This window comes from Caballeronia sp. TF1N1 (genome assembly GCF_022878925.1).
Taxonomy (GTDB): Bacteria; Pseudomonadota; Gammaproteobacteria; order Burkholderiales; family Burkholderiaceae; genus Caballeronia.
The window spans coordinates 659,934-682,293 of the sequence record NZ_CP084626.1 but is presented as its reverse complement, the minus strand read 5'-3'; the positions used below and the strand labels follow the sequence as shown (position 1 = coordinate 682,293).

Below are 22,360 nucleotides of genomic sequence, written 5' to 3'. Positions count from 1 at the left end.
CTCGGTGCGGCCTGTTGCTGCCGCCCGCCAGGAGACACCCGCTCGATGAAAGTCATCAGCTCAATTCACGAACTGCGCGATCAGTTGCGCGGTCAGAACCGCACCGCCTTCGTCCCGACGATGGGCAACCTCCACGAAGGCCATCTTTCGCTCATGCGGCTTGCGCGCCAGCATGGCGATCCGGTGGTCGCGAGCATCTTCGTGAACCGGCTGCAATTCGGGCCGAACGAAGACTTCGACAAATATCCGCGCACGCTGCTGGACGACATCGAAAAGCTGCAGTCGGAGAACGTCTACGTGCTGTTCGCGCCGACCGAAGTGGATATGTATCCGGAGCCGCAGCAGTATCGCGTGCATCCGCCGCATAACCTCGGCGACATTCTCGAAGGCGAATTCCGCCCCGGCTTCTTCACCGGCGTGTGCACGGTCGTGATGAAGCTGATGTCGTGCGTGCAGCCGCGCGTCGCGGTGTTCGGCAAGAAGGATTATCAGCAACTGATGATCGTGCGGCAGATGTGCCACCAGTTCGCGCTGCCCACGGAGATCATCGCCGCCGAAACGGTGCGCGAGGAAAACGGTCTCGCGCTGTCATCGCGCAATCGCTTTCTGTCGGCCGCCGAGCACGCCGAAGCGCCGCAACTCGCGCTGCAGTTGAATCGCGTGCGCGAAGCCGTGCTCTCGGGCGAGAAAGATCTGGCCGCGCTCGAACGCACGGCCATGAACGCGCTCGCCGAACGCGGCTGGAAACCCGACTACATCAGCGTGCGCAAGCGCGTCGACCTGCTCGCGCCGGGCGAAGCGGATGCGAGCGCGCCGCTCGTCGTGCTGGCGGCGGCGAAGCTCGGCAACACCCGTCTCATCGACAATCTGGAAATCTGAAGTAAAGGAACCACACGCATCATGCAGCGCACCATGCTCAAATCGAAGATCCACCGCGCGACGGTCACGCATTGCGAGCTTCACTACGAAGGCTCGTGCGCAATCGACGAGGATCTGCTCGAAGCGGCGAATCTGCTGGAGAACGAGCAGATCGACATCTGGAACGTGAACAACGGCGAGCGCCTGACCACTTATGCCATCAAGGGCGAGCGCGGCAGCGGCATGATCTCGCTGAACGGCTCGGCGGCGCGGCGCGCGCAGTTGGGCGACCTCGTGATCATTGCGGCTTTCGCGGCTGTCGACGAAAAAGAGATCGCGGCGGGCTGGAAGCCGGACCTCGTCTTCGTCGATGAAGCGAACCGCATCAAGGGCAACCGCGATCACGTGCCGACGCAGAACTGGACCTGATCGTCCGAGTTCATCCGCGACTTGGCCGGCGCTCCGAAAGGACCGCCGACCTTATTTTTTGCTGACCCATTCGATGATGGGTTGCCACTGCTCCAGGTCCTTCTCCACGCGGCTTTTGGCGACGTCCCAGATCGTGAGTCCGTGCGCGGCGAGTTGCACGTAGTTTTGCGTGTCGCGTAAAAAGCCGAGCACGGGCAAGTCGAGACTTTCCACGAAACGATGCAGCTGTTCCGCCGAGCGCGTACGCGCGTCCACCCGCATGCCGACGACGCCGACCTGGATCGCGCCCTTTCGCACCGCCTTTTCCTTCGCGAGTTTCGACAGAAAGTCTTGCGTGGCGAGGATGTCGAACATCGACGGTTGCAGCGGCACGATCACCTTGTCGGCAATATCCAGCGCGAGCGCGAGCCGGTTGCCGTGGACTCCGGCGGGCGTATCGACGACGGCTTTTTCCAGGCCCTTGGGCGGCTTGGCGGGCGCGTCGACGTCGAGATTCCATTCTTCGATTCTTGGCAGCGTGTCCGGACGCAGCGAAAGCCACGCGTGCGAGGAGCGCTGCTTGTCCAGATCGGCGAGCGCGACCCACTCGCCGTTTGCCGCGAAACACCCGGCCAGATTGGTTGCGAGCGTGCTTTTCCCGACGCCGCCCTTCGGATTTGCCACCACGATCACGGTCATGAATTGTCCAGAAGATTGTTCGACGCGCTTGATTTCGACGCCCTTCGCCGGGATACGCCTGCGCGCGGTTTCGTTTTAGGAACCGATACATGATTTCGAGCCGTTGATATTATCGGCAAAACGGCGCTCACGCGAAGCGCTGGCCGAACGGACTACCCTTTCCTTTTCTTCCCCTCTCTTCTAAACGACCGCCATGCCCCTTCGTTCCGATGTGACGCTCGACTTTCTTCGCAACCGTCAGAAGGGCCGTCTGCCCGAGTTGCTCGGCGTGCAACTGATTTCACTCGAAGAAGGCGCGTTGACGGGCGAACTCGTCATCCGGCCTGAGTTACTCGCGCCCAATGGCTTTCTGCATGCGGCAACGGTCGTCGGCCTGGCGGATACCTGTTGCGGATACGCGTGCATCGCTCATTTACCGGAGAACGCGCAGAATTTCACGACGCTCGAATTGAAGAGCAATCACGTGTCGACGGCGCGTGAAGGGAAGATCATCGCGCGGGCGACGGCCGTGCATGCCGGACGAAGCACGCAGGTGTGGGATGCAAGCGTCACCAATGGCGAAGGAAAGCTGATCGCCATGTTCCGGTGTACGCAGATGATTCTTTATTGACGGAAAAGCCGGACAGCGGCGCGACTGTCCCGGCTTTTCAAGTCGCGATCAGAAATCGACTTGCGCGGAAATCAGCAAGGTCCGCGGCGCGGCGTTGGTCACGTAGGTGCCCTGCTGCATCCAGTACCGGCTGCCGAAGAGATTCTCGACGTTGGCGCGAAACACGACGTCCTTCTTCGCGATGCGCATTCCGTAACGCACGCCGACGTCGTAACGCGTCCACGACGGCAAGCGCAAGGTATCGCTCGAATCGTAGTACTGCGCGCCCGTATGGATGATCCGCCCGTTGACGCTCAGGCCCGGCACCCACGGCAAGTCGTAATCCGCGCCGAGGTTGAAGGCGAACTTGGGCACGCCGCCCGGATCGTTGCCGTCCTGCGTGCCGCCCGCCGTGCCTGAAACCTTCGGATCGTAGAACGTCGCGCTCGCCATCAGGCGCAGACTGCGGAACACTTCGCCGTAAGCAGCCAGTTCGAGACCGCGCACGCGCGTCTTGCCGTTGTAGCCGTAGAAATTCGTGATGGGATCGGTGACGGCGTTGGGCTGCGAGATCTGAAACACCGAAACCGATGTCAGCACGCGGCCCCAATCCGCCTTCACGCCCGCTTCGTATTGGTTCGACTTGTACGGCGCAAACGCCTGGCCCGCGTTCGCGGTGCCCGCCGGCGCCGTGCCGCCATTCGAAAGACCCGACGTGAAGTTGCCGTACACGGAAACATTCGAAAGCGGCTTGATTACGATGCCCGCGAGCGGCGAGATCGCCTGCTGGTCGAGCGAGCTTTGCTGCGCGCCCGTGGTCGGATCGTAATTGTCCTGGCCGATCGTCTGACGACGGAAACCGCCCGTCAGCAGCACGCGGTCGTTGAAGAACGACATCGTATCGATGACCTGCTGACTGTTCAGGCGCGTCTGGCTGCTGCGCTGCATGTCGCCGCGCGGGGTATCGACGGGTGCGAGGGGCGACGGCGAATAGAGATTGGACGCCACCGCGGTCGATCCCAGCGCGTAGAAGTAGCCGATCTCCTGATTCAGGCTCGTCACGCCCGTGACCAGCGTGTGCTTGACGCCGAAGGTATCGAAGTGAAAGCGCAGGCCCGCATCGACGGTCTTGGTGCGCGTGTACTGGTCGTAATAGCCGTTATAGGCGCTGAACTCGCCCGCCGCCGTCATGCCCGCCGCATACGGGAAGTTCTGCTGCGACGTGCCGTAATGCTCTCCCGCCGCGCCGTACACGGTCACGTACTGGTTGATGTCGTACTCGGCGCGCGTCATGACGGCCGAATCGCGCAGCTTGAGCTTCGAGCCGGGATAGAGATTGTTGTATGCCGAAGGCACGGCGGGCACGGCGGTCGCGGTGCCGAAACCGATCTGCGAGCGGTACTCGTCGGTGTTCTCGGAGACGTTGTAGGCGTCGAACGACCAGCGCAACTGTTTGCCGCGATAGTCGAGGCCAATCGCGCTGTCGCCCTGCAATTGGTTGCCGTGCGCAATGCCGGTCTGCCCGTCCTTGATCTGGCCGTTGAAGCGCACGCCCCACTGGCCTTCATCGCCGAAGCGGCGGCCGATATCGGCGGCAAATCCGAACTGGCTCTTCGATTGATACAACGCGGTGAGACGCGTGAGCGGGGTATCGTCGGCGCGCTTGGTGACGATGTTGATCGCGCCGCCGACGCTGCCGCCCGGTCCCATGCCGTACATGAGCGATCCCGGGCCTTGCAGCACTTCGACGCGTTCGAGCAGGTTGACCGGCACGCGCGCCGCCGAGACCATGCCGTAGAGGCCGTTGAGCGCGACATCGGTCGGCTGGACGTCGAAGCCGCGAATCTGGAACACGTCGCCGAAACCGCCGCCGCTTTGCTCCGTGCGCACCGACGCGTTGTTGACGACGAGGTCGCCGATGGTCCGCGCCTGTGTGTCCTGGATCATCTGCTCGGTGTAATTCGTCGTGCTGAAAGGCTGGTCCATCACGTTCGCCGTTCCAAGCACACCGATGCTGCCGCCGCGCGCCACTTGTCCGCCTGCATAGGGCGCGGGCAGATCGCCGGGCGCCGCCGATCCCTTGACCATCACGGCTGGCAAGGTCGTCGATTGAGCAGCACTGGCGCTATCGGCCGAGGTGCCGTCCGCCGAGGGCGCGCCTTGCGCGTAAGCGCTCGCCTGCATTGCGGCGGCGGCGACCAGTCCCACGAAAAGACGTTCTACCGCCTTCGATACCGCAGTGCGGCGACTGACTTCTTGCTGGGTGACCGATCGTGACATAAGGCGTGGATATTCGAAAAAGGTGAATTGAGCCGTCTGAGCGCGTAAATGCGAATCGTTAACAATTGTAAATTGTCTATTAAACGGACGGTACAAAATTGTATTTGTCGTATCAGAAACTGTTGTCGTGCTGCGACGTGTGCGAGGCGTCACGGCACACTGGACGAGAAAAAGCCCGCGCGCGGCGGGCTAAATCCTAAGCAAGGAACCGGGATTTTAGGAAACCAGCAACAGGCTCACTGTCCCGACAGATAGAACGCCTGATCCCGCTGCGTCGTGACGCCGACGACGGTGAGCTGTCCGTTGACGACCGTGGCCTCCACGGGCATCGACACGTTATTGAGCGTGCAAGACGCGCCGCCCGCGAAGTTCAAGGTGCCATCGAGCAGATGCTTGCCGGTCGAGCGTGGCTTGAAGCTGCCCGTGAACGTGCAGGCGTTCTGCGTGCCCTTGGCCGTGCCGTCTGCCGCGAAGGTGATCGACGAGATCGGCGAGACACCCGATGCGCTCGTCCAAGTGCGCGCCACGTCGTTGATGGCGATCGGCGTGTCGTACGTCGCGTTGTAGTTGCCGTTGTACGCGGTGGCGGCGGTATCGGGCGAAACATAGAGCGAGGTGGTCGCGGTGAGCGTGCTCTTCTGCGTGAAGTTGCCGCTGAGCGAGCCGGCACGGATCGCGCCTGCTTCGTGGAAACCTACCGTCGACGCGTCGCTGAACGCGCCATCGGTCGCCGTCATGATGCCTTCGATCAGCCAGACGAACGAGCCATCTCGCGAATAGATGCTGAAGTACTGACCCGATTCGAGGACGATGGTCTGCGCCGCGAGCGACTGCCCGGAATTCACCGAGCCGTACCAGAAGCCTTCAGGAAGCGTATGCGACGGATTCGTTACGCACGATTTCTGCAGATTACCGAGGTCGGTCGTGCAGGTCTTGTCGTCGCCGCCGCCGCCACCGCAAGCAGCGAGGACGGGCAATACGAGCAGCATAAGCTTGGAGCGAAGTTTCATGAGAGCGTGTTCTTGGTATCGGATTGAGCACAGGCCGCCGCTCGTCACGGCGTGCCGACAATCAGATAACGGACCGCTGCCGCAAAACTTGAATGCGGAAAGGCACGCCCCGCGGCAGCTCGTCCTTAAGCGAACGCCGCCAGCACCGCCTTCAGATCCAGCGCCTGCTCGAACGAATCCGCGAGCCGGTCGAGCGACGCCTCCCGCAACGCCGGATAGTCGAGCGGCGCGGCATCGTTCACGCCGGCCCACGCGAGCAACGCGGCACAGGCTTCGGGTGTATCGAAGAGGCCATGCAGATACGTCGCCGCGATCTGCCCGTCTTGCGACACCGCGCCGTCGAAGCGGCCGTCGTCGAGCGCCACCGCCGGCCGCGCGAGCGCCGCGCCGCTCGTGCGTCCCATATGAATCTCGTAGCCGCGCACGGGCGCCTCCTTGCCGTCGATGACAAGCCGCCCCGTCACGTTTGCGAGCTGCTTGTCGGGCGTGAGCACGGTGGCGAGATCGAGCAGCCCCAGGCCATCGACACAACCCGCCGCGCCTTCGACGCCCGAAGGATCGTCGACCGTGCGCCCCAGCATCTGCATGCCGCCGCAGATGCCCAGCACCTTGCCGCCGTAGCGCAGATGCCGCTCGATCGCCCGCTCCCAGCCGTTCGAACGCAGCCACGTCAGATCGCGCTGCACGCTTTTCGATCCAGGCAACACGATCAAGTCGGCGGGCGGCGGCGCCATGCCCGGCCGAACGTACTCGAAATCGACTTGCGGATGCGCCCGCAGCGCATCGAAGTCCGTGTGATTGCTGATGCGCGGCAACGCGGGCACGATCACCTTCAGCGTCGATTCCGCGCCGCGCGACCGCGCCTGCGACGGCAGCATGTCCTCGGCATCGAGCGTGAGGCCATGCAGATACGGCAAGACGCCGAGAACCGGCTTGCCGGTCTGCGTTTCGAGCCATTCGAGCCCCGGTGTCAGCAAGCCGATATCGCCGCGAAACCGGTTGATGACGAAGCCGCGCACTCGTGCCCGCTCACTTTCCGAAAGACACGCGAGCGTGCCGACGAGATGCGCGAACACGCCGCCGCGATCGATGTCCGCCACCAGCACGACCGGGCAATCGACTCGTTCCGCGAACCCCATGTTGGCGATATCGCGATCGCGCAGATTGATTTCGGCGGGACTGCCCGCGCCTTCGACGATCACCGCGTCGAATTCGGCCGTGAGCCGCGCGTAGGACGCGAGCACGGCATCGAACGCGGTGCGCTTGTATTCGTGATACGCCCGCGCGTCCAGATTTGCATGCGCGTGACCGTGGATGATCACTTGCGCGCCTCGATCGCTCGTCGGCTTGAGCAGCACCGGATTGAAGTCGATGCGCGCGGGCACGCCCGCCGCGATTGCCTGCAGCGCCTGCGCGCGGCCGATCTCGCCGCCATCCACGGTGACCGCGCTGTTGAGCGCCATGTTCTGCGGCTTGAACGGCGCGACCTTCACGCCGCCGCGCCGCGCGAGCCGGCACAGGCCCGCGACGAGCGTGCTCTTGCCGGCATCGGAAGTCGTGCCCTGAATCATCAGCGTGCCGCGCGGCGTGAAAGACATGGAATGCGGTCCTCGGGTGAAAGCCTGCATCTTAGCCCGCCGGTACAATATTGCGATGACCACGACCCACTCTCCACGCGACCTCATCTTCGTTCTCGGCGGCGCTCGTTCGGGCAAAAGCGCGCACGCCGAACGCCTTGCCAACGAGAGCGGTTTGCCCGTGACATACATCGCGACTGCGCGCGTCGGCAGCGACGCCGAGTTCGCCGAGCGCGTGCGGCATCATCGCGAAAGACGGCCCGCGCACTGGACGCTCGTCGAAGCGCCGCTCAGTCTTGCCGATGCCGTGCGCGACGCGGACAGGCCGGGCGCGTGCGTGCTCATCGACTGCCTGACGCTCTGGCTCGCCAATCTGCTCTTCACAACCGATAACGCCGACGCGCAGAACGCGTCACTGCCGCGCGAGGCCACCGATGCCTTCGATGCCTTCGACCGCGCGCTCGCCGCCGTGCGCGGCACGGTCATCGTGGTATCGAACGAAATCGGCTTGGGCGTGGTGCCGCTCGGTTCCGTCACGCGCCTTTATGTCGATGAGCTCGGCCGATTGAATCAACGCGTCGCCGCCGCGAGCACGCGCACGACGCTGATGGTCGCGGGTCTGCCGATCGCGCTGAAAGGCTGACCGGCGATGCTCCTGCTTTCCTTCTACTCGATGTCCTTGCTCGCGGTGCTCGGCGTGATCGTCGATCGCATGTTCGGCGAGCCGCGCATGCGGCATCCGCTCGTCGCCTTCGGGCGATACGCGACGAAGCTCGAAGCGCGCATGAACACGGGGCATCGGGCGCGGCCGGCGGGCATGCTTGCGTGGCTTGCGGCCGTCGTGCCGCCGGTGTTGGTCGCATGGGCGCTCGTGAGCGTGCTGCCGCCCGCGTATGCCGCGGCCGTGCATGTGATCTTGCTGTGGTTCGCGCTCGGCGCCAAGAGCTTGCGTCAGCACATTGCGCCGATTGCCCGCGCCCTCTCGCTCGGCGACCTCGAAAGCGCGCGCAAGCTCGCCTCGCGGATCGTGTCGCGCGATACCTCGCAAGCCGACGAGAACGCCCTTTCGCGCGCGGCCGTCGAATCCGCGCTCGAAAATGGCAACGATGCGATCTTCGGGGCGCTCTTCTGGTTCGTGATCGCGGGCGGGCCGGGCGCGCTCGCGTTTCGTCTCGCCAATACGCTCGACGCGATGTGGGGTTATCGCACGCCGCGTTACCTGCGCTTCGGCTGGGCGGCGGCGCGCATCGACGATGTGCTCAACTTCATTCCCGCGCGCCTCACGGCGGCGAGCTACGCGCTCGCGGGCGACACGCGCATGGCCTGGCATTGCTGGCGCACGCAGGCGCGTGCGTGGGACAGTCCGAACGCAGGGCCGGTGATGGCTTCGGGCGCGGGCAGCCTCAATGTGCTGATTGGCGGCGCGGCGGTTTATCACGGCGTGCTCGAAGCGCGTCCGACGCTCGGCGCGGGGCATGAGGCCACGCCGAGGCACGTGGTCGCGGCGTTGCGGCTCGTCGAGCGTTCGATCTTGCTGTGGCTTGCCATCCTGCTCGTCTTTGCCTTGATGAGCGCGTCCGGACATGGGTGATTCTTCTGTTTCGATTCGACGCGTCCATCACTTCGCGCCTTCCACACGCCATCATGTCTGATCCACTGCGTCCCATCCGTCACGGCGGCAATCTGCGCGAAGCCGCGCGTCGATACGGCATCGCGCTCGACGACTGGCTCGATCTTTCGACGGGCATCAACCCTTTAGGCTATCCGGTCCCGCCCATTCCGCCCGATGCCTGGCGCCGTTTGCCCGAAGACGCCGATGGTCTCGCCGAACTCGCCGCGACTCATTACGGCGCGCCGCTCGCGCTGCCCGTCGCGGGTTCGCAGGCCGCCATTCGTGCCTTGCCGTGGCTCTTGAAGAAGGGCACGGTGGCCATCGCACCGTTGACGTATGGCGAGTACGCGCCGGCGTTCGTGCGCGCGGGCCATTCGGTCGTGCCGCTCGACGTGAATGCCGACACGTTGCCGAATGCCGTCGATCACGTGATCGTCGCCAATCCGAACAACCCGACCGCCGAGCGTCTCCCGCGCCACGTCTTGCTGCATTGGCATGCGAGGCTGGCATCGCGCGGCGGTACGTTGATCGTCGATGAAGCATTCGCCGATGTCGATCCGGCCGAGTCTCTTGCCGATCGCAGCGCGGATGCGGGGCTTGTCGTCCTGCGCTCGGTCGGCAAGTTCTTCGGGCTCGCGGGAATTCGCGCGGGCTTCGTGCTTGCCGCACCCGATGTGATCGCCATGCTCGCCGATGCGCTGGGTTCATGGACCGTCAGCGGCCCCGCGCGTCACGCGGTGCGGGCGGCTTTCGAGGATCGCGCGTGGCAACGGGAAACCCGCGAACGCTTGCAGCGCGATGGCGCACGGCTCGCGGCGCTTATCGCGCGTCATGGGTTCGACGCGCGTGCGACGCCGCTTTTTACGTCGTTCCAGACATTGGATGCGAGCGGCTTGCAGCATGCGCTTGCCACGCGCGGTATCTGGACGCGGCTCTTCGATCCGGCTGGGATGACGCCGCGTTTGCGCATCGGCTTGCCGGGCAGCGAAGGAGAATGGGCGCGGCTTGAACGAGCGATGGCGGAGGTTTGCGCGTGACGTCGAAATCTTTCTGGCGCACCTTGGCTGCACAGATCGGCTTGCTTGGCAGTGAAGTCAATCGGGCGCAGCTTGAACGCTCGCTCCCGGAGGTTTGCGCGTGGGCTTAGAACTCGTCTTGCGCACCTTGGCTGCGCAAATCGGCTTGCTCCGGCGCGCAAGCAACCGAGGTCTGCGCGCGTTCGCCGCGCATTCGCTTCGACACGCCGTTCCGCATGTCCTTCTCGCAACGATATTGACGCTGAGCGCATCGCCCTCTTTCGCCGCCATCACCGTCACCGACGACAGCGGCGCCAGCATCACGCTCGCGACACCCGCCACGCGCGTCGTGAGTCTCGCTCCGCATGTCACCGAATTGCTGTTCGCGGCGGGCGGCGGGTCGCGTATCGTCGGCGCGGTGACGTATAGCGATTATCCGAAGGAAGCGCAGGCTATCCCGCGCGTCGGCGACAACAAGGCGCTCGATCTGGAGCGCATCGTCGCATTGCATCCGGACTTGATCGTCGTATGGCGGCATGGCAATGCGGCGCGGCAGATGGATCGGCTGCAAGCGCTCGGCATTCCGATCTTCTTCAGCGAACCGCGCCATCTCGACGATATCGCGAGCAACATCGACCGGCTCGGCGCGTTGCTCGGCACGGAAGCGAACGCACGCGCGGCGTCGGCTGCATTCACGCGCGATATCGGCGGTCTGCGGACGCGTTATGCGCAACGTCCGCCGGTCGGCGTGTTTTATCAGGTGTGGGACGACCCGCTCATGACGCTCAACCGCGACAACGTGTTCAGCGAAGTGATCGCGTTGTGCAGCGGCGTCAACGTCTTCGCCGCGAACGACACGCGCGTGCCGACCATCTCGACCGAAGCCGTGCTCGCGGCGAACCCGGAAGCCATCGTCACCGCGACGCCCGGCGCGACGACGCCGAATCGCGCATTGCCCGCACTCGATCGATGGAAGCGTTGGGGTTCGCTCACCGCGGTGGCGCGCGGCAACCTCTTCGGTATCGATGGCGATCTGATCAATCGGCCGACGCCGCGCATCGCGCTGGGCGCGGCCGAGCTTTGCAGGGATCTGGAGCAAGCGCGCGGGCGTCGCGGAAAGTGACCGAAGCGGCCCTGCCCTCAGGCATTCCACCGCACCAGCAGCCACTTCCCTGTCACACGCCTGAAGTGCACGATCGCGCCGAATTCGATCGGCCATTGCAACACGCTCGCGCGCTCCATCCCGAGCATGTGCGCTGTCAGCACGCGCATGACGCCAGCATGCGCGATCACATGCACCGGCCGGTCGGCACGCTCGATATCGCGCAACCAGGCCTCCACGCGCCCGGCGAACTGCACGAGACTCTCCCCGCCATGCGGCCTCGCGTGTTCGATATCCGCGGCCCAGGCATCGATCAGCGCGCGATCGATCGCATCCCACGCGCGCCCTTCCCATGCGCCGAAGTTCATCTCGGCGAGGCGCGCATCGACGTGAGGCGCGATGCCACCGCTCAACGCCCAGGCCAGCGATGCACATCGCACGAGTCCGCTCGAATGCCAGCCATCGACACACGCGGGCACGTTCAGCGACAGCATGCGCGCCTTCAGAGCGCAAGCCGATGCATTCGCATCGCGCAGCAAGGGAACATCGCTCTGGCCGTAGCACACGCCTGCATCGACGCGCACGGCTGGATGCCGGATCAGTACGAGATCCATGCGAGCCCGATGAGATAAATGGCCAGTTCGAACACCTGTTGCGCGAAGCCGAGACAATCCCCCGTATAGCCGCCGATGCGCTTCACGAAGTAACCTCCCATCGCCCAGCGCAGCACCGTGAGCAACGCGAGCGTCAGGCAGGCGAATTTCCAGTCGATGACAAAGAGCCACGGCACGCCGAAGATCATCGCAATCAGAAACGAGCCCGCGCTCATGCGCTGTGCGACCGGCTTCGCCTTGCCCTCGGCGCGCACATAGTCGAGCGTGACGAGATAGCTGATGGCGAAAACGCGGCTCGCGGCGTGCGCGGCGATCAGCAACCATGCGGCAATGAGCGGCGGCGTGCTCGCAAGCGTCTGCCACTTGAGCGCCAGTGCAATGACGAGCGCAATCGCGCCGAACGCCCCGATGCGCGAGTCATGCATGATGCGCAACACGTCATCGCGCGTATAGCCGCCGCCGAAGGCATCGGCGCAATCGGCAAGACCGTCTTCGTGGAACGCGCCGGTCAGCACGAGCGTGGCGGCCATCGACAGCAACACGGCAACCCCCAACGGAAGCACGCGCAACGCCGCGAGCAGGACGAGCGCGGCAATACCGCCGACCATCACGCCGACGAGCGGAAAATAACGCGCCGCCGCGTTCAAATAAGCGCGCTCGAAGCCAACCCAACGCGGCACCGGCACGCGCGTGAAGTAACCGAGCGCGGTGAAGAAGTAGCGCAGTTCGTCGAGCGGACGGGTCATTGCGGCAAGCGAGTCGAGACGCCCGCGCGCTTGAACGCAGTGACGCGCCCCGACCTCGCGCAGCGCTTGCGGGTGATGCTCATCGCCGTCACTCTCGCTTATCCGTGACACCCGCCGCCTCGAAGCTCGCCATCTCATCGACGAACGCCACGGCCGCGCGCAGGATCGGCAACGCGAGCGCCGCGCCCGTGCCTTCGCCAAGCCGCATGTCGAGTTGCAACAGCGGCTCCGCATGCAGATGCGCGAGCATGCCCCGATGCCCCGCCTCGTTCGACGCATGCGCGAACACGCAGTAGTCGAGCACCTCGGGTGCGATCTTCGCCGCGACGAGCAGGCCGGAAGTCGCGATGAAGCCATCGACGAGAATCGTCATGCCCGCGTCCGCCGCAGCGAGACACGCACCCGCGATCATCGCGATCTCGAAGCCGCCGAACGTCGCGAGCGTGTCGATTGCATCGCCTTCGGCCGCATGCAACGCGAGCGCTCGGCCAAGCACGTCGCGCTTGTGCGCAAGGCCGCGATCGTCGAGACCCGTGCCGCGTCCGACGCATTCGCCAATGGGCACACCGCACAGACGGCTCATCAGGCACGCCGCCGCCGACGTGTTCGCAATCCCCATCTCGCCGAAGCCGATCACGTTCGTGCCGAGCGCCGCGTGATGCCGCACACGCGCCGCGCCGCGCGCGATGCCTTCGAGCGCGGTCTCGCGCGACATCGCCGCTTCCTTCGCGAAGTTGCGCGTGCCGAGGCCGAGCGACAGACGCTCGTAGCCGCTATCGATGGGAATCGGTGTCGCCACGCCCGCATCGACCACTTCGAGCATCATGCCGACCGAACGCGACAGCGCGTTGATCGCCGCGCCGCCCGCCAGAAAATTCGCGACCATCTGCGCGGTCACTTCTTGCGGATACGGACTCACGCCCTCGGCCGCGATACCGTGATCGCCCGCAAACACGATCATCGCCGGGCGCTCGATGCGCGGCTTCGTCGTGCGCTGAATCGCGCCCATTTGCAGCGCGAGCGTTTCGAGCCGACCGAGGCTGCCCGGCGGCTTCGTTTTCGTATCGATGATGCGTTGCAGTTCGGCTTCGCGCGAACGGTCTGGCGCGCGGGGCGTGGGCAAGTCGTGGGCGTTTGACATCGGCAATCCTTCAGGTGCGTGCAACGGGAATGGACGGCACGAGCGCTTCGTGCTCGCCATCGCGAATCAAGGCTAGCGGATAGCCGAACGCGGCGCTCGCGCGTTCAGGCGTGAGCACGTCCGCGACGAGACCGGCGTGCGCGCCGCCCTTGCCATCGAGCAAAAGCGCGTGCGTCGAAAAGCGCCGCGCGAGATTGAGATCGTGACACGAGAAAATCACCGTGCGGCCGGACTTGCGCGCGGCGTCGGCCAGTACGTGCAGACAATCGATTTGATGATGCAGGTCCAGATGCGCGAGCGGTTCGTCGAGCAGCAAGAGCGGTGTGTTTTGGCACAGCACGGCGGCGAGCGTCACGCGTTGCCGTTCGCCGCCCGACAATGTCAGGACATCGCGCGAGGCGAACGATAGAAGACCGAGCGCATCGAGCGCGGCATGCGCGGCAGCGCGGTCTTCGGCGCTCTCCCAGCCCCAGCCCGTGACATACGGAAAGCGGTTCAGCAGCACGGTGTCGAGTACGGTCGCGCTGAAGGCATCGTGCGAGCTTTGCGGCATCAGCGAGCGCGCGCGTGCGAGATCCGCCGCGCGCCAGGACGCGAGTGCGCGGCCATCGAGCGATATCGCGCCTTTGGCCGGCTTTGTCAAACCCGCGAGCACGCCAATGAGCGTGGTTTTGCCCGCGCCGTTCGGCCCGGCTATGCACCACATCTCGCCCGCGCCGATACTTTGTGTGAGGTCTTCCACGAGCGTGCGTGCGCCCGCGCGCAAGCTGACGTGTTCGATATGCAGGGTCATCGCGGTCTCGCCAGCAGCATCCACAGGAACATCGGCACGCCGACGAGTGCGGTCACCACGCCCACCGGCAATTGCGCGGGCGCGATCGCCGTGCGCGCGACGAGATCGGCGCTCATTACCGCGAGGCCGCCTGCTAGCGCCGACGCCGGCACGAGCATGCGCTGATCGTTGCCGAACGCGAGCCGTAATAAATGCGGCACGACGAGCCCAACGAAGCCGATGGTGCCCGCCGTCGTGACAGCCGCCGCTGCCGCAAGCGATGCGACGAGATACACCGACAGCCGCACGCGCGAGACAGGCACGCCGAGCGAACGCGCGGCCGTATCGCCACGCAACAGCACGTTGAGTTGCGGCGCGAGCGGCACGACGACGATCATCGCGACGACGAGCGCGATCAGCGCGGGCCACGGCGTCGCTGCGCCGTTCAGGTCGCCCGTCAGCCAGAAGATCATCCCGCGCAAGCGATTCTCCGGCGCAATGCTGAGGATCAACGTGATGAGCGCGCCCCAGCCCGCCGCTATCACGACCCCTGTCAGCAGAAGACGCGGCGAGGCATCGCGGTCGCCGTGCCACAGGTCGCGTCGCGCGAGTCCGAGCACCAGCACGATGGATGCGAACGCGCCCGCGCACGCCGCCAGATCGATGCCCCACCACGGCAGCGACGCGAGCATCGCCGTGAGCGCGAAGGTCGCTGCGCCGCCGGATACGCCGAGCACGTACGGCTCGGCCAGCGGATTGCGCAACAGCACTTGCAGCAGCGCGCCGGAAAGCGCGAGCAAGGCGCCCGAAGCGAAACCCGCAAGCGCGCGCGGCAAACGCAAGGTGAGCACGATGTCATCGGCGATATCGGGCGCGGCCGCATGCGCGTGCAGCAACGCCGCGATGGCGCGCGGCAAGGGCAACGCGACGCTGCCGAGCGCGAGCGACGCCATGAACACAAGCAACGCGGCAAGCCCGAGCGCAGCCCAGATGCCTAACGCGCGTTTCGCGTTCATCGCGCGGCGCAGGTCAACGGTGTCGCTCACGACGGGCGCCAGCCGAGCGTGACATAAGCGCCGCGCCTCGGCGTGTTGTACGAATAAGCCAGTTCATAGTTCCGGTCGAAGAGGTTGTCGACACGCGCGCTCACGTACCACGACTTCGTGATGTCATAGCGCGCCGACAGATTCACGACGCCATAGCCCGCGAGCGTCGAATCGTAATCGCTGCGCGCACCGCTCACGATCCACTCGCCACCCACGCGCCAGCTTCCTATCGAGCGATGCGCGCTGAAACTCGCGAAACGCCGCGCACGGCGCGTCAGGTCCTGATTGCCGGTTTCATCGACGGGATTCTGGAACGTCACGCCCGCGCGCAAATCAGTGGCGCCGACATGCCCTGCCCACGATCCCTCGACGCCCTGCACCTTCGCGCGTCCGACGTTCTGCGCGATATAGAAGCCGCTGCCGTCCGATACGTAATCGATCAGATTCGAATAGCGCGTCTGAAACGCCGTCACGCGCAGCACGCCCACTTGGTCCGATGCGTACTGCAGCGCCGCTTCCACCGAATGACTGCGCTCGGGCTGAATGGACGGATTGCCGCTGAACGGATAGTAGAGATCGTCGAAGCTCGGCGCGCGGAACGACGCCGCGTAACTCGCGCTCGCGCGCCAGTGCGTGTCGATGTTGTACGCATAGCCCAGATAGTAGCTGTTCGCGCCGCCGAAATCGGAATACTGGTCGTGGCGCAGATTGGCCTGCACTTCGCTCGGACCGAAGCGTCCCACATAGCCCGCGTACACCGAATTCACGTGACGATCCGGCGCGCTGAACTGATCCGAATCGAGCGTCTGGTCGAGATGCTCGTAACCGAACAGGAGCTTGTGCGCCTCCGTCAGGCGAAAGTCGTTCTGCCACAGATACTGGCGATCCTCGGAATTGAAGCGGCTCGTATAGATGCCGTTCTGCTCGATGTTCGCGCGGTCCTGTCCCTGCGCGACCGTGAAATGCGTGGTCCACTGGTCCGTGATACGGCCGTTCGCAAACACCGATGTCGACCGCACGCGACTGTGCGAATCGTTGAGATCGCCGGGCAAGCCGTAGGCATCGTCGAAACTGTCGATGCCGTTCGACTGATAGAAGCGCACGCCCGCGTCCCATTTGTCGCCGAACTTGTGGCGCAGCGTGGCCGCGATGCTTTCGTTCAGATAACCGTTCGCGTTCGGATTGGCGTTGGGCGCGAGCGCGGGATCGATCGACGAGAAACCATCGGTCTTCTCGCGCGATACGTTGAAGCTGAAGGTCGTGCGGCCTTCTCTATCGAGCGCGCCGGAAACGCCCGCCGCTTGCCGCTGCGTGTGATAGCTGCCGTATTCCGTCTCGAAGTAGAAGCGCGGCGGATGCGCCTCGCCGTCTTTCGTGAAGATCTGCACGACGCCGCCGATCGCGCCCGAGCCGTACAGCGCCGACACGTTGCCGTTCACGACTTCGATGCGGTCGATCTGATCCGGCATGATCTGCGCAAGCTGCGCCGAGCCGAGCGATGCGGACTCCACACGCACGCCGTCGATCAAAACGAGCGATTGCGTCGAGGACGCGCCGCGTATGAACGCGCTTGCATTCGCTCCCGGGCCGCCATTGCGCGTCACCTGCACGCCGGGCGCAAGACCGATGACGCCGAGCGCGTCGTAGGCATTGCTATCGGCGATATCCTGGGCGTCGAAGAGCGAAGTCTGCGCGATCGTATCGGCGAGAGGTTGCGCGGTGCGCGTCGCGGTCACGACGACGGGCGCGAGCGGCGGTTGCGAGGCTTCGTCCGCGAGCGCTTCATGAGCGAGCAGCCATGTGTTGAGGGCGACGAGCGCAGCGCGTTCGATCGTTTTGCGTCTGCCCGCGTGTCGGGCAAGTGGCGATACCATGCGTGAAATGTTCCCATGCGTAGGCTGGCGCGACCTCGCTCCCCGCAAGGCCAATGCGCGACGAGCGCGCTCGAATGCGAACAGACGAACGCGCTGAACAGTTGGCCGGTATCCGGGCTGGCGACACACCGTCCCGCCTTCCCACGCATGAAGCGCAGTGGCATCGACACGTTCTTCGCCTTGCCTGCGTCGAGCGGCGGATTCTTGCGAATCAGACAGACTCGCAAGCAAACTCACACGACGGCGCGGCGAAAAACGCGCAAGGGACGACTTGCAACTTGCGTTGCGGTCGCTTACCGTTGCGGGGGCAGCACAGGTTGGCGTGGCCTTGGCGGCGCCGCTTCCTGTTTCCCGTTTGACTGCGCCCGCAAAAGAAATGCGGACGCGAGCACCAAAAGTGCGGCAAGTGTAGGAGCGCGATTCAGGACCGTCAAGAAACGACCCTGGCCGATCATCGCAAGACACACGGCTCACGACGAACCAACTAGAACCCGCCGTCGCAACACATCGGCAGCGCCCGCGCTTTCCACACACGAATGCATCGCGATGCACGCATGATCGCGTGCTGTTACGTCTCGAAACGAGACAATTATCGGAAGCTCCGTTGAACCGCGCTAGAATGCGAGGTCTTTAGAGGACGCAGCACATGCTCAACGAACTCGAATCACTGTCAGGAAATATCGGCCGGCTGATCCAGATCAGCGAGCGGCACAATCAGGCGCGTCTCGCGCTTGAAGCACAAATCGAACAACTGCGTAGCGACTACGCGAACGTGCAGGCAGAGCTCGTGCAAATGCGCGAAGAGCGCGACACGCTCCAAGCCGAACGCGATTCCCTCTCGGCCAAGATCGACGACGCGCAGGTCCGCCTGAACGCGATTCTCGAAAAGTTGCCGCGCGGCAAGTCCGCGAATCATGCCGAGACGGAAAATCAGCTCGATCTCCTCGATGCCCGTTCTCACGATGTGCAAGCCGCGCACGAGCATGCGCACGCGGGAGAGCACAGCGAGCATCATCACGGAGAGAAGGCATGACGACCACGCAGATCGAAGTATCCATTCTCGGCCAGCAATATCGCCTCGCCTGTTCGCCGGAAACCGAAGGCGCGCTGCGGGAAGCGGTGGCACGGGTCGACGCCGAGATGAACAAGGTGCGCAATGCAAGCAACGTGCGCGGGCAAGACCGCATCGCGGTGATGGCCGCGCTTTCACTCGCTTCCGAATTGCTGAGGCTGCAAGAAAGCGTGCGTCATGGCGAGGCCTTCCCCGCCGAGGAAATTCGCCGCACGATGCACTCCATGAACGAACAGCTTGGTGCTGTCATCGCGCAGTATGAAGTGCAGTGACCGAAGTGCCGCCACGCCGCTCCTTGGCGAACGCTAATCGGTCGCGCGATGTCAATCGAAAAAAGAAACTGCGCAATTGGTGTCGAGAGGCTGCATTAGACATTCGATTGGTGTAGAGTGACTACTCCCTGCCTGGTTCGCCAAGGTCATATATTCCTTGAACCAATGCTACATTGGCACGGTTGTGGAAACTTGCAGCACGGGCGCGCGCGTCACTCTGTCTGATGTACCCGAAGTGTTGCTTACTGCGACCAATCTTGAACCCAGGTTCAGGATGCCGGCCTAGCGGCCGAGGTGGGGACCCTACTCCAGCGGCATCGGTTCATACCGATGCCGTTTGCTTTTGTCGAGCCCGTTTTAAAACCCCGTTGCCGAATCCATCATGCGCTACTGGCTGATGAAGTCCGAACCGGACGAAGCGAGCATCGATCATCTCGCGCACGCGCCGAAGAAAACCCTCCCGTGGACGGGCGTGCGCAACTATCAGGCGCGCAACTTCATGCGCGACCAGATGCAAGTCGGCGACGGCGTGCTCTTCTATCATTCGAGTTGCCCGGAGCCGGGCATTGCGGGCATCGCCAAAGTCTGTTCTACGGCCTATCCCGATCCCACTCAGTTCGACGCCAAAAGCCCGTACTTCGACGCCAAGTCCACGCAGGAGACGCCGCGCTGGATGCTCGTCGATGTGCGCTTCGTCAAGAAGACGCTGTTGATTCCGCTCGCGACATTGCGCGAACACGCGGAACTCGCCGACATGCAAGTGCTCGCGCGCGGTAATCGGCTGTCGATCACGCCCGTGACCGAGGCGCAGTGGCGCTTCATAACCGAGCGTCTGGTCTAGGGCGCGCGAATCGTTCAAGGGAACTAAGGGAACGAACGAAGCGCCTAAGTGCGGTCGCGAATCACGCGATGCTCTTGCACTCGGAGTCCTTAGATGATCGACAAGAAAACCGCCGCCGCCCTCGCCTTCGTCGCGATGTCGAGCGCCGCGCTCACGCTTCCGCTTTCGGCCGCCGCTCAGACGGTAATTACCAATCCGCAGCCATCCGGCGTGCTTTCGCTATCCGCGCAAGCCAGCGCGCAAGTGCCGCAAGATGTCGTCAACATCACGCTGTTCTACGAGCAGGAAGCGGCCGATCCATCGTCGCTCACCACCACGCTCAATCAGCGCGCCGAAGCCGCATTGCGCGAAGCAAAAGGCGTCGACAACGTGACCGCGAAAAGCGGCTCGTTCACGGTTTATCCGAGCACGGATCGCGACGGCAAGATCTCCGCGTGGCGCGGCCGCACGGAGGTCGTGCTGGAATCGCACGACTTCGCGGCGGCGTCCAAGCTCGCGGGCAAGATGAGTAACGCCATGCAAGTCGGCAGCGTCGCGTTCTCGCTGTCGCCCGAAGCGCAGCGCGCCGCCGAGCAGAAGCTCTCGACTCAGGCCATCGAGTCGTTCCGCAAGGAAGCGCAGGCCGCGAGTCAGGCGTTCGGTTACGCCAACTTCACGATCCGCGAAGTGAACGTGGGCCACAGCGGCGCGGGTCCGCGCCCGGTGATGATGATGCAGGCCCGCTCGCTTGGCGCGGACGCGAAGGTCGGCGCGCCGATGGCGCTCGAAGCCGGCACGACGACGGTGACCGTCGACGTGTCGGGTTCGGTGCAAATGGGGCGATAACTGCTGTGCCGGAGAACGCGGCGTGATTTACGCCGCGTTGCCGGACACGCGTTTCTGACGTTTGTACGCCCACACCATCATGACGATGCCCGCGACGATCATTGGCAGCGAGAGCCATTGGCCCATCGAAAAGCCGAGCGCGAGGAGTCCGAGATAATCATCCGGCTCGCGCGCGAATTCCACCGTGAAGCGCGCGAGTCCATAACCGATCAGAAACAACGCCGACACTGCGCCCACCGGCCGCGGTTTGCGCGCGAAGAGGTAGATCACCGCAAACAGCACGAGCCCTTCCAGCGCGATTTCATACAACTGCGACGGATGGCGCGGCAGCATGTGATAGCGCGAGAAAATCTCCGAGAGATTGTATTGCGCATCGAACTGCGGATGCTTCGCGAGCCAGATGGCGTCGTCGTTGGTGGAGTTTTGGAAGAGCATGGCCCAGGGCGCGGCCGGGTCGGTCACGCGGCCCCATAACTCACCGTTGATGAAGTTGCCGAGACGCCCCGCCGCCAGTCCGAGCGGCACCATCGGCGCGACAAAATCCGTCACCTGCAGCCACGTGCGCTTGCGCTGAAACGCGAACAAGACCATCGCGAGCGTCACGCCGAGAAAGCCGCCGTGAAACGACATGCCGCCTTCCCACACCTTGAAGATATCGAGCGGATGCGCGAAGTAATAACTCGCCTTGTAGAACACCACATAGCCAATGCGGCCGCCGAGAATCGTTCCGAGTACGCCGTAAAACAGCATGTCGTCGATGTCCTTGACGGTCCAGCCTTGCGCGGCGACATGCGGCAAGCGCAGACGCAATCTGCCGATGGCAATGGCCGAAATGAACGCAACGAGATACATGAGGCCGTACCAGCGCACGGCGAGCGGTCCGAGATGGATCGCGACGGGATCGAAATTGGGATGTATGAGCATCGTGTAATGGAAGAGCCAGGCGAACTTCAAAGGCGAATCATACGGCAACGACGGCAGCAGCCTGCGCGCGCACGATCTCGATGAGCCGGCTCAACACCGGACTCACTTCGGCCGCGCGCCACACGAGCCCGGTTTCGACCACGGGCCCCGGTTCCCGCAACGGGCGATACACCACGCCCGTGCGCCGCAGATGCCGCACCGACTGCGGCACGAGCGCGACGCCCATGCCGGCGGACACGAGGCTCACGATGGTCTGCATCTGTATCGCCTCTTGTCCGATGCGCGGCGTCAAACCTGCCGCGCCGTAGCAGCCCATAATGATGTCATACAAACCCGGCGCGAGACGCCTTGGAAAGACGACGAGCGGCGCGCTGGCCAAGTCGTGCAGATCGACGGGCGTCTCGGTCCATTCGGCGGCGCCCTGCCCGAGTTCCTGCGCGGCATCCGTCGACATGGCGATGACGAGCGGCTCGCGCGCAATCGGCAGATACGAAAGCGTCATGGCGTGACGCGGCGGCAGCGGCGGAATCACGAGACCGGCATCGATACGGCCGGCCACGAGTTCGTCTATCTGAACGTCGCTGGTGGCTTCCGTGAGTTGCAGACGCACGCCTGGATAACGCGCATTGAATTCGCGCAGTAACGCTGGCAAAAGGCCGTAATCCGCCGTGGAGACGAACGCGAGCGAGAGCACGCCCGCCTCGCCGCGCGAAAGCGACTGCGCGAGCGGACGCAAGGCGTCGGCGGCGGCAAGCAGGCGGCGCACCTCGGGCAACAGATCGCGGCCAACCGGCGTCAGTTCGACCGTGCGCCGCGTGCGTTCGAACAGCACGACGCCGAGCGCGTCTTCCAGCGCACGGATGGCCTGCGAGAGCGGCGGCTGCGTCATGGCGAGGCGCGCGGCGGCGCGGCCGAAGTGCATCTCCTCGGCGACGGTCACGAAGTAGCGCAGCAGGCGGAGTTCGACTGGCATCGATATGTTTTGCGACTCAATAGACCCTGAATAATATATTGGACAGATACATCGACGACACTGCATTCTTCCTGCACCACACCAAAAACCACGATCCCCTCAGGAGGCA

The 22,360-nt window shown here is 64.2% G+C and carries 23 protein-coding genes, 1 other RNA gene and 1 riboswitch; of the genes, 12 read left to right on the top strand and 12 right to left on the bottom strand.

Annotated elements, in window-relative coordinates; translation table 11 throughout:
• The first annotated feature begins 45 nt into the window (after nucleotides 1–45).
• Together panC and panD are read left to right on the top strand one after the other, a co-directional pair.
• Nucleotides 46–879 carry a pantoate--beta-alanine ligase gene (gene panC, locus LDZ28_RS03160; protein ID WP_244827278.1) on the top strand — a complete coding sequence of 278 codons (834 nt, stop codon included), beginning with the start codon at nucleotides 46–48 and terminating at the stop codon, nucleotides 877–879.
• Nucleotides 880–900: 21 nt separating this feature from the next.
• Nucleotides 901–1,287: an aspartate 1-decarboxylase gene (gene panD / locus LDZ28_RS03155; RefSeq protein WP_244827277.1), complete on the top strand. Its 387-nt coding sequence runs from the start codon at nucleotides 901–903 to the stop codon at nucleotides 1,285–1,287.
• A gap of 51 nt (nucleotides 1,288–1,338) precedes the next feature.
• Here panD and LDZ28_RS03150 read toward each other — a convergent pair whose 3' ends face one another.
• Nucleotides 1,339–1,965: a ParA family protein gene (locus tag LDZ28_RS03150; RefSeq protein WP_244827276.1), complete on the bottom strand. Its 627-nt coding sequence runs from the start codon at nucleotides 1,963–1,965 to the stop codon at nucleotides 1,339–1,341.
• 193 nt (nucleotides 1,966–2,158) lie between these two features.
• Here LDZ28_RS03150 and LDZ28_RS03145 point away from each other — a divergent pair, with 193 nt between their 5' ends.
• A complete protein-coding gene (locus tag LDZ28_RS03145) occupies nucleotides 2,159–2,575 on the top strand; it encodes a PaaI family thioesterase (protein WP_244827275.1) in 417 nt (138 codons plus the stop codon).
• A gap of 48 nt (nucleotides 2,576–2,623) precedes the next feature.
• Here LDZ28_RS03145 and LDZ28_RS03140 read toward each other — a convergent pair whose 3' ends face one another.
• The 3 genes from LDZ28_RS03140 to LDZ28_RS03130 all read right to left on the bottom strand — a co-directional run bounded on the left by LDZ28_RS03140 (nucleotide 2,624) and on the right by LDZ28_RS03130 (nucleotide 7,442).
• Nucleotides 2,624–4,834 (bottom strand): TonB-dependent siderophore receptor, encoded by a 2,211-nt coding sequence (locus LDZ28_RS03140; protein ID WP_244827274.1) that lies wholly within the window; start codon nucleotides 4,832–4,834, stop codon nucleotides 2,624–2,626.
• A 236-nt stretch (nucleotides 4,835–5,070) separates the two neighbouring features.
• On the bottom strand, nucleotides 5,071–5,844 hold the full coding sequence (locus LDZ28_RS03135; RefSeq protein WP_244827273.1) for a hypothetical protein: 774 nt from the start codon (nucleotides 5,842–5,844) through the stop codon (nucleotides 5,071–5,073).
• A 125-nt stretch (nucleotides 5,845–5,969) separates the two neighbouring features.
• Nucleotides 5,970–7,442, bottom strand: a complete 1,473-nt coding sequence (locus LDZ28_RS03130) for a cobyric acid synthase (RefSeq protein WP_244827272.1) — start codon at nucleotides 7,440–7,442, stop codon at nucleotides 5,970–5,972.
• 55 nt (nucleotides 7,443–7,497) lie between these two features.
• On the opposite strand from LDZ28_RS03130, the gene cobU reads away from it, so the two are divergent.
• The 4 genes from cobU to LDZ28_RS03110 all read left to right on the top strand — a co-directional run bounded on the left by cobU (nucleotide 7,498) and on the right by LDZ28_RS03110 (nucleotide 11,172).
• Nucleotides 7,498–8,064: a bifunctional adenosylcobinamide kinase/adenosylcobinamide-phosphate guanylyltransferase gene (gene cobU / locus LDZ28_RS03125; RefSeq protein WP_244827271.1), complete on the top strand. Its 567-nt coding sequence runs from the start codon at nucleotides 7,498–7,500 to the stop codon at nucleotides 8,062–8,064.
• Nucleotides 8,065–8,070: 6 nt separating this feature from the next.
• On the top strand, nucleotides 8,071–9,012 hold the full coding sequence (gene cbiB / locus LDZ28_RS03120; RefSeq protein WP_244827270.1) for an adenosylcobinamide-phosphate synthase CbiB: 942 nt from the start codon (nucleotides 8,071–8,073) through the stop codon (nucleotides 9,010–9,012).
• Nucleotides 9,013–9,065: 53 nt separating this feature from the next.
• Nucleotides 9,066–10,070, top strand: coding sequence for a threonine-phosphate decarboxylase CobD (gene cobD, locus LDZ28_RS03115; RefSeq protein ID WP_244827269.1), 1,005 nt, complete (start codon nucleotides 9,066–9,068; stop codon nucleotides 10,068–10,070).
• Between the two features lie 232 nt (nucleotides 10,071–10,302).
• Nucleotides 10,303–11,172, top strand: coding sequence for a cobalamin-binding protein (locus LDZ28_RS03110; protein WP_244827976.1), 870 nt, complete (start codon nucleotides 10,303–10,305; stop codon nucleotides 11,170–11,172).
• 17 nt (nucleotides 11,173–11,189) lie between these two features.
• Here the strand turns inward: LDZ28_RS03110 and cobC are convergent, their stop codons facing one another.
• The 6 genes from cobC to LDZ28_RS03080 form a co-directional block, all read right to left on the bottom strand.
• Nucleotides 11,190–11,765: an alpha-ribazole phosphatase family protein gene (gene cobC, locus LDZ28_RS03105; protein ID WP_244827268.1), complete on the bottom strand. Its 576-nt coding sequence runs from the start codon at nucleotides 11,763–11,765 to the stop codon at nucleotides 11,190–11,192.
• Entirely contained in the window at nucleotides 11,750–12,511 is a 762-nt protein-coding gene (locus tag LDZ28_RS03100) for an adenosylcobinamide-GDP ribazoletransferase (RefSeq protein ID WP_244827267.1), read from the bottom strand. The genes cobC and LDZ28_RS03100 overlap by 16 nt, the downstream gene beginning before the upstream one ends.
• Nucleotides 12,512–12,599: 88 nt before the next feature.
• On the bottom strand, nucleotides 12,600–13,652 hold the full coding sequence (cobT, locus tag LDZ28_RS03095) for a nicotinate-nucleotide--dimethylbenzimidazole phosphoribosyltransferase (RefSeq protein WP_244827266.1): 1,053 nt from the start codon (nucleotides 13,650–13,652) through the stop codon (nucleotides 12,600–12,602).
• 10 nt (nucleotides 13,653–13,662) lie between these two features.
• Nucleotides 13,663–14,445, bottom strand: coding sequence for an ABC transporter ATP-binding protein (locus tag LDZ28_RS03090; protein ID WP_244827265.1), 783 nt, complete (start codon nucleotides 14,443–14,445; stop codon nucleotides 13,663–13,665).
• Nucleotides 14,442–15,440 carry an iron ABC transporter permease gene (locus tag LDZ28_RS03085; protein WP_244827975.1) on the bottom strand — a complete coding sequence of 333 codons (999 nt, stop codon included), beginning with the start codon at nucleotides 15,438–15,440 and terminating at the stop codon, nucleotides 14,442–14,444. The genes LDZ28_RS03090 and LDZ28_RS03085 overlap by 4 nt, the downstream gene beginning before the upstream one ends.
• A gap of 26 nt (nucleotides 15,441–15,466) precedes the next feature.
• Nucleotides 15,467–17,344 (bottom strand): TonB-dependent receptor domain-containing protein, encoded by a 1,878-nt coding sequence (locus LDZ28_RS03080; RefSeq protein WP_244827264.1) that lies wholly within the window; start codon nucleotides 17,342–17,344, stop codon nucleotides 15,467–15,469.
• A gap of 85 nt (nucleotides 17,345–17,429) precedes the next feature.
• Nucleotides 17,430–17,755: riboswitch (cobalamin riboswitch) on the bottom strand.
• Nucleotides 17,756–17,990: 235 nt separating this feature from the next.
• On the opposite strand from LDZ28_RS03080, the gene LDZ28_RS03075 reads away from it, so the two are divergent.
• The 5 genes from LDZ28_RS03075 (at nucleotide 17,991) to LDZ28_RS03055 (ending at nucleotide 20,354) form a co-directional block, all read left to right on the top strand.
• Complete coding sequence (locus LDZ28_RS03075) at nucleotides 17,991–18,377, top strand: ATPase (RefSeq protein ID WP_244827263.1); 387 nt, start codon at nucleotides 17,991–17,993, stop codon at nucleotides 18,375–18,377.
• Entirely contained in the window at nucleotides 18,374–18,688 is a 315-nt protein-coding gene (locus tag LDZ28_RS03070; protein WP_244827262.1) for a cell division protein ZapA, read from the top strand. Before LDZ28_RS03075 ends, LDZ28_RS03070 begins: the two co-directional genes overlap by 4 nt.
• A 122-nt stretch (nucleotides 18,689–18,810) precedes the next feature.
• Nucleotides 18,811–18,993: non-coding RNA, 6S RNA (gene ssrS, locus LDZ28_RS03065), on the top strand.
• A gap of 77 nt (nucleotides 18,994–19,070) precedes the next feature.
• A complete protein-coding gene (locus LDZ28_RS03060; protein WP_244827261.1) occupies nucleotides 19,071–19,529 on the top strand; it encodes an EVE domain-containing protein in 459 nt (152 codons plus the stop codon).
• 93 nt (nucleotides 19,530–19,622) lie between these two features.
• Nucleotides 19,623–20,354: an SIMPL domain-containing protein gene (locus LDZ28_RS03055; protein WP_244827260.1), complete on the top strand. Its 732-nt coding sequence runs from the start codon at nucleotides 19,623–19,625 to the stop codon at nucleotides 20,352–20,354.
• A gap of 27 nt (nucleotides 20,355–20,381) precedes the next feature.
• On the opposite strand, the gene lgt is transcribed toward LDZ28_RS03055, so the two are convergent.
• Nucleotides 20,382–21,278 (bottom strand): prolipoprotein diacylglyceryl transferase, encoded by an 897-nt coding sequence (lgt, locus tag LDZ28_RS03050; protein WP_244827259.1) that lies wholly within the window; start codon nucleotides 21,276–21,278, stop codon nucleotides 20,382–20,384.
• A 37-nt stretch (nucleotides 21,279–21,315) separates the two neighbouring features.
• The gene (locus LDZ28_RS03045; RefSeq protein WP_244827258.1) at nucleotides 21,316–22,251 is read right to left on the bottom strand and encodes a LysR family transcriptional regulator; all 936 of its coding nucleotides are present in this window, start codon (nucleotides 22,249–22,251) and stop codon (nucleotides 21,316–21,318) included.
• Nucleotides 22,252–22,360 lie beyond the last annotated feature (109 nt).